This window comes from Streptomyces lasiicapitis (assembly GCF_014646335.1).
In the GTDB taxonomy this organism is placed as follows: domain Bacteria; phylum Actinomycetota; class Actinomycetes; order Streptomycetales; family Streptomycetaceae; genus Streptomyces; species Streptomyces lasiicapitis.
This window is the reverse complement of record NZ_BMNG01000033.1, coordinates 1-6,164: the sequence shown is the minus strand read 5'-3', so window position 1 is coordinate 6,164 and position 6,164 is coordinate 1. Positions and strand designations below refer to the sequence as shown.

General features: G+C 69.3%; 9 protein-coding genes. 5 read left to right on the top strand and 4 right to left on the bottom strand.

What is annotated here, in order from left to right:
• Positions 1 to 176 precede the first annotated feature (176 nt).
• The 4 genes from IEY91_RS41085 to IEY91_RS41070 form a co-directional block, all read right to left on the bottom strand.
• Positions 177 to 368: a hypothetical protein gene (locus IEY91_RS41085; protein ID WP_189177858.1), complete on the bottom strand. Its 192-nt coding sequence runs from the start codon at positions 366 to 368 to the stop codon at positions 177 to 179.
• Positions 365 to 589: a hypothetical protein gene (locus tag IEY91_RS41080; RefSeq protein ID WP_189177857.1), complete on the bottom strand. Its 225-nt coding sequence runs from the start codon at positions 587 to 589 to the stop codon at positions 365 to 367. Before IEY91_RS41080 ends, IEY91_RS41085 begins: the two co-directional genes overlap by 4 nt.
• Positions 586 to 750: a hypothetical protein gene (locus IEY91_RS41075; RefSeq protein WP_189177856.1), complete on the bottom strand. Its 165-nt coding sequence runs from the start codon at positions 748 to 750 to the stop codon at positions 586 to 588. Before IEY91_RS41075 ends, IEY91_RS41080 begins: the two co-directional genes overlap by 4 nt.
• 91 nt (positions 751 to 841) lie before the next feature.
• Positions 842 to 1,024 (bottom strand): hypothetical protein, encoded by a 183-nt coding sequence (locus tag IEY91_RS41070; protein WP_189177855.1) that lies wholly within the window; start codon positions 1,022 to 1,024, stop codon positions 842 to 844.
• A gap of 295 nt (positions 1,025 to 1,319) precedes the next feature.
• On the opposite strand from IEY91_RS41070, the gene IEY91_RS41065 reads away from it, so the two are divergent.
• From IEY91_RS41065 to IEY91_RS41045, 5 genes are all read left to right on the top strand, one after another.
• Positions 1,320 to 2,108, top strand: a complete 789-nt coding sequence (locus IEY91_RS41065; RefSeq protein WP_189177854.1) for a GntR family transcriptional regulator — start codon at positions 1,320 to 1,322, stop codon at positions 2,106 to 2,108.
• Positions 2,105 to 2,659 (top strand): GNAT family N-acetyltransferase, encoded by a 555-nt coding sequence (locus IEY91_RS41060; protein ID WP_189177853.1) that lies wholly within the window; start codon positions 2,105 to 2,107, stop codon positions 2,657 to 2,659. The genes IEY91_RS41065 and IEY91_RS41060 overlap by 4 nt, the downstream gene beginning before the upstream one ends.
• Positions 2,660 to 2,995: 336 nt before the next feature.
• Entirely contained in the window at positions 2,996 to 3,268 is a 273-nt protein-coding gene (locus IEY91_RS41055; protein ID WP_189177852.1) for a helix-turn-helix transcriptional regulator, read from the top strand.
• A gap of 499 nt (positions 3,269 to 3,767) precedes the next feature.
• Positions 3,768 to 4,871, top strand: coding sequence for a helix-turn-helix domain-containing protein (locus IEY91_RS41050; protein ID WP_189177851.1), 1,104 nt, complete (start codon positions 3,768 to 3,770; stop codon positions 4,869 to 4,871).
• Between the two features lie 92 nt (positions 4,872 to 4,963).
• A partial coding sequence (locus IEY91_RS41045) for a replicative DNA helicase (protein WP_189177876.1) occupies positions 4,964 to 6,164 on the top strand: 1,201 nt, incomplete at its 3' end.

The window sequence follows — 6,164 nt, the reverse complement described above, 5'->3', positions numbered from 1 at the left end:
CGCCTCCCGCGCCTGCCGTACGGCCGTGGCGGGGCGCTTGCGGCGCCGCGCGGCGGCCAGGAGGACCAGCAGGAGGAGGGCGACGAAGACGCCCACGACCGCCGTTGCGGGGGCACTGGTGAGCCGCGCGCTGATGGTGTCCATGTGCGTCTCCGTCGTCGGGGTGGAGCCCACGGTCATCGGTGCTCAGACCTCGTGGGGCTGGGGGGATTGGTGCTGGTCAGCTGGTCGGCGCGGCGCTTGTTCTCCATCGCCCACAGGCGCGCGCACGCGCCCTGGTCGTGGGCCTGCTGAACGCTGCGGACCTTGGCGACGGCCAGCGTCTGGGGGTCGATGTCGAGGCGGGCGAACCCGCACCGGGCGCTCACCAGCCCCACCGGCCCTGGGTCTCCGGCGCGCCCCGGGCGACCTTTTGCCGGTGGCTGGCGCGGCGGCGGGCGGAAGCCTCGGCCTCGCGGTGGGCGTTGTTCCGTACGCGTTCGCGGTCCTTGCGGTGGGCGCGGGCGGTGGCGGACTCGCGTCCGGCGTACTTCGTGGCGGCGAGCTCGCGGTCGTTGCCGCCCCTGAGCCAGTCGGGCAGGAGTTTCACTTCGAGCCCCCTCGCCCGACCCAGCCCTTGCGGGAGGCGTCGACGACCTCGAAGTTGCGGGCGACGGCCTCGTGGGCCTGCGTGCGGTAGTCCTCGCCGACCGACTCGGCGATGCGGTCGCTCTGCTGCTCGCGGCCGCTGGTGCTGTTGTTGCGAGCCATTGCTCGAACTCCTCAAGTTCCTAGTCCGGTTGAGGTGTTGCGGCCCTGGCTCGGGAGGTGGAGCTCCCGAGCCAGGGCTGAAAGGCGCTGGTCAGGAGATGCCGTGCTCGATGCTGTCGGCGCGGAGGGACCTGGCGTCGGCCAGCTGGTCCCGGGCGGCGGCCTGCCGCACGGGGTCCTGCCCCGCGGCGTAGTCCGCGGCCGCCTTCGCGTGGAGGTCGGAGACGGTGTCCGCGGCGGTGGTGTTGGTGCGGTGATCGGTAGAGTTGGCCATTAGCTCGAACTCCTCATTGCCCTAGTCCGGTTGAGGTGTTTCGGGTCAGGCCCTGGTCGTGGAGGTGGAGCTCCTGGCCAGGGCCGTTGTGCTGTGTGGCGCGTGTTGAGTTCTCAAAGGGCAGCCCGTGACGGCGCACAGGACGCCCGGGACACCAACCTCTAGATCATCTAGATTGACTAGACAATGCGTTGGCGGTGACGACTGTGGCACTCGTCGTGATGTTCGTCAAGGGTTGTCGAGATGGTTTTGATTGCCTGGACAATGCGGCGGGGCGGGCGGTACACATGTCGGCATGAAGCCGACCCCCGTCTACCAGCGGATTGCCGACGATCTACGCCAAGCAGTCGCGGACGGCACGTACCCGCCCGGCTCCAAACTGCCCACGGAAAACGTGCTCACGGAGCGGTACGAGACGTCGCGCGCGACGGTCCGGCAGGGGCTGGGGGTGCTGGTGAACGAGGGGCTGGTCGAGCCGCGACGGCCGCAGGGCTACTTCGTGATCGAGCACAAGCGGCTCGTCTACCGGCCGCAGGCGGAGTTCCGCAGGAGGCCCCCGGCCGTCGACATCTTCACCAACCTCGTCGCGGAGTACGACGGCCGCGCACCGAGCCAGGACATCGAGGTCTCCATCGTCGAGCCGACGCAGATGGTGCGCGACCGGCTCGGCCTGGAGGCCGGCGAGCTCGTCGCCGCCCGCCGCCGTGTCCGCAAGCTCGACGGGACCGCGTACAACCTCAACGACTCCCACGTGAGGTTGTCGCTCGTCCAGGGCACGGACTGGATGACCCCGGCCGATGTGGCGCGCGGCACGAACGCCGTGCTGGCCGAGCTCGGGCACGAGATCGTGTACGCCCTGCACGAGTTCTACCTGCGCATGCCGAGCCCGCAGGAGGCGCAGCGCCTGAACCTGGGGGCGGGGGTGCCCATCGCCGAGCACTACGCGACCGGCTTCGACGCCGACGAGACCCCCATACAGGTCACCGTGAGCATCGTGCCGGGGGACCGGCACGTGATCGTTTTCGACTCCTACCGCGACCGCGAGAACTCCGACCAGCCGCGCATCCCGTGGGGCGCGCCGTGATTCTCGTGCGCGCCGAGGACGCCGATCTGCCCCGGCTGCTGAAGTTCCGCACCGACTCCGCCGCCTGGCTCGGCGAGCGCGGCATCGACCAGTGGGCCAAGCCCTTCCCGGCCACCAGCCTGCTCGCCAGCATCCGGCGCGGCGAGGTCTACCTCGCCAAGCCCTCGCCGGCCGAGGACGCCGCCGCCACCATCACGCTCGACCGCGTCGCCGACCCCCGCGTCTGGACGCCCGGGGAAGTCGCCGCCGCCGACGCGATGTACGTGCACAAGCTGACCGTCGACCGCCCGTACGCGGGCACAGAGCTCGGCCGACGACTCCTGGACTGGGCGGGCGACCACGCCGCCCGTCAGGGCGCCGCCTGGCTGCGCCTGGACGCCTGGAGCGGCAACACCCGACTGCACGCGTACTACGAGGCCGCGGGCTTCACGCATGTGCGCACCTCCACCGTGCCCGGCGTCGTGTCCGGGTGGGCCGCGCAGCGTCCCACCCGGATCGATGACGGCCACGGCCTGGTCGTCCACGTCCCCGACGAGAAGAGGTCGGCATGAAGGCCGAGTTCGTGCACACCCTCAGCCCGCGTCCGGCTCCGTGGTGAGGCATCCCGGCGTACCGCTGCACTCGCTACCTCGTTAACCACGCTGGAAGTTATGGCGTTGTGACCGGCACAGCCTGCTGCTGGCAAGCGCGGTGGTAAGCGACGCGGCGAACAGTATCGCCAGAGCTCTCCGTGCTGTGGCGAGCGTGACGCAGCTCTATCCGCGGGCCGGTGGAGAAAGGATCTTCACAGGCTTGCGACACCGACACACCGTCAACTTGCGTACACCGCAGCCCCACAGGCTGTAATGTCCGTGTAGCTTTCAGAGCAACCTTGGGAGGAGAATCGAGTGAAGCAACAAGATCTTTCCGCTTCTGTCGACTCATTGCTTGCCCGCTCCGCGTCCCTGCCCGCCCCTGCCGAGCGCGCACGGCTTCGGCGGGCAGGGAGCCTCACCCAGGCGGAGGTTGCTGAAGCTCTGGGCGTCCACCGAGTACAGGTGGCGCGCTGGGAAACCGGCCGCGCCGAACCGCGGGCACCGCACAAGCAGGCATACGCCCGGCTGCTGAAGGGCCTCAGCGCGAGGTACCCGGCTCCTGAAGCAGACCCCGTCGCCGGATAAAGAACGATGACGATGAAGAGCCCGCCGTAAAAACGCGGAGCGGCCCCCGTCGCCACAACGGAGACCGCTCCCTAGCGATCGACTCGACACCGACTAAGACAACCGAGTCGTGAGCAGTGAGGTGACCTCGACTGCCGGGTGAAACCCGGGGCTACGAGAACCCTGTATGTCAAGTTCCCTGTAACCCTCGCGGTCACCACCATCAGGATAACGGGACCGGCCCCTCTCGCCCAGTATGGGCTTGAAGGGGAACCCAATCTGCTGGTCAACGCACTGCTGGCGACTCCCCGATCAGGGGAGATCCACCGATGCACCACCGCCGTCGCCGCTCCTTCGCGGCCGCGGACCTGCCCACCCCGCTCCGTGTGGGCAGAGATTCTTCCGCTCGCCCCGCCACCCCCGCCGTACGGGCCAGCCCCTTCTCGGGCAGGCGGGAGATCACCTCCCGCCTGCCCTGCGTTGTCCCCACGGCCCTTCGGGTCGCCGAGGAGGTCGGCAGGTGAGCACCCAGGGTCAGGCATGGGTCGACAAGGTCGGCATCAAGGGCTGCAAGAACGGCGGGGAGCTCCTGGTCCTCATCCGCGTGGGCAACCACGTCGGCGGGGATATGCGCGGCTGCTTTGCGAAGGCGGCGACGCTCGCCAAGGAGTGCTTGATGGGCGAGTCGACGGTCCTCAAGCATCTGCGGCGCCTCAAGGCCGGGGGAGTGCTGCTGCCGGGCGACGAGAAGCTCGTCGATCACATCCGCGCCGACAAGCGGCCGCCCGTCTACGACCTTGCCGGCGGCCACGAGGCGGGATGCCCCGGCGGGCACCCCAGCGACGTGCTCTGCGAGAGCGCCATGACCACGGGTGTTCAAAACGAGCACCCGCAGCCGGTGCTCTCTTCGACGGGTGCTCGATTTGAACACCCGCAGAAAAAGCGCAGGTCGGCGGGTGTCCGATCTGAGCACCCGATGAGTGATGCGGGTGTTACGGGTGTTCAAATCGACGCGTCACGGGTGTTCAAATCGAGCGGTAGAAGTAATAAGGAAGTGAAACTTCCTCTCTCTCTGCCGACGGGTGGCCTGAACCACCTGCCGTCACCGGTCACCCGGCCGCCGAACGACGAGAGAGAGACCAACGCTGCGCGCGACACGGCACCCGCGGCCGCGCCGGTGCCGACCCCTCGCCCGGGGCGGCAGGAGCCTCCGCTGACTCAGATGGAGCTGGATCTTCAGATGGTGCTGGAGGCCTACACCGCCGCCCTGGGTGTGTCCCCGCCGCCGCGTGCGGTGGCACGGCTGCGCGCCGACGCCGAGGAGCTGCTGAAGCTCGGCTGGCCGGTCGAACACGTCGCCGGGCTCGCCGGGCAGTTGCCAGGCCTGGGGTACTCGAGGCTGGCGAAGCACGCCGAGCACAACCCCCCGCCCCGGCCTGCCCCCAAGAACGTCCCACGATCCGGCCCCGCCCCCTGCGAGCGGCACCCGGGGTTCGCGGAGGGCGACTGCGCGCCGTGCCGCGTAGCAGAGCGCGAGCGGCGTCGGCGTGGAGCGTCCGAGCCTTCGCCGGTCAACGGCGCTGAGCTTCTCGCCCGCGCCCGCGCAGGTCATCCCGCCACCTGACCCTCACCCCGAACTGCCTGCGGCGGCCGCTCCCGTCACGAGCCGGCCGCCGCAGACCACGACCCCCAGGAAGGAGAGCCGTGTCCAGCCCTATGGCCAATCCGGACACCGATGACGTCGCCGACTTCCCCCGCCAGGGCGCCACCGGCGGCTTCGAGCGGGTTCCCCCGCAGGACCTCGATGCGGAGCAGTCGGTGCTGGGCGGGCAACTGCTGTCCAAGGACGCCATCGCCGACGTCATCGACGGACCCATGCAGATCCGCGACTACTACCGTCCGGCGCACGAGACAATCCAGCAGGCGATCCTGTACCTGTACGGCCAGGGCGAGCCCGCCGACCCGATCACGGTTGCTGCCGAGCTCGCCAAACGGGGTGAACTGGCCAAGGTCGGCGGCGCTTCCTACCTGCACGCCCTGGTCCAGTCGGTGCCCACGGCGGCCAACGCCGAGTACTACGCCGAGATCGTCCACGAGCGCGCCGTGCTGCGGCGGCTGACCGAGGCCGGTACTCGGATCACGCAAATGGCCCACGCAGGCGAGGGTGACCTCGACGACATCAAGAGCGCCGCCGAGTCCGAGCTCCTGGACGCGCTCAAGGGGCGTGAGGAGTCCGCCGGTTACGCCTACGTCCGCGAGGATGTCCCCAAGTTCTGGGACAGCCTCGATGCGCGGATGAAGGGCACGGCGGCGATGGCCGGTGTGCCCACCGGCCTGGTGGACATGGACGCGATGACCAACGGCCTCAAGGCCGGCCAGCTCATCGTCATCGGCGCCCGCCCGGCCATGGGTAAGTCCACGCTCGCCCTGGACTTCGCACGCGCCGCCTCGATCAAGAACGGGCTGACGGCGGCCTTCTTCTCGCTGGAGATGGGGCGCGAGGAGATCGCCAACCGGATCTACAGCGCCGAGTGCCGTGTGGCTCTGCATCACATCAACGCCGGGTCAGTGAGCGAGGATGATCTAGAGCGCATGGCCCGGCGTACGCAGGCCATCGAGGCGGCTCCGCTCATCATCGACGACTCCCCGAACCTCACGTGCATGGAGATCCGCTCCCGGGCCCGGCGCATCAAGCAGGCCAAGGGAGGCCTGGACCTGCTGATCGTGGACTACCTTCAGCTCATGCTGTCGGGCGCCAGCCGCCGGGCGGAGAGCCGTCAGCAGGAAGTCTCGGACATGTCGCGAAACCTGAAGCTGCTCGCCAAGGAGCTCGAGGTCCCGGTCATCGCGCTCTCGCAGCTGAACCGTGGCCCCGAGCAGCGCACCGACAAGAAGCCCCAGGTCTCCGACCTGCGTG

Excerpts from the sequence above, each read along its gene's own strand:
- IEY91_RS41070 (WP_189177855.1), bottom strand. The coding sequence starts at position 1,024 with ATGGCCAACTCTACCGATCACCGCACCAACACCACCGCCGCGGACACC.
- IEY91_RS41075 (WP_189177856.1), bottom strand. The coding sequence starts at position 750 with ATGGCTCGCAACAACAGCACCAGCGGCCGCGAGCAGCAGAGCGACCGC.
- IEY91_RS41065 (WP_189177854.1), top strand. The coding sequence starts at position 1,320 with ATGAAGCCGACCCCCGTCTACCAGCGGATTGCCGACGATCTACGCCAA.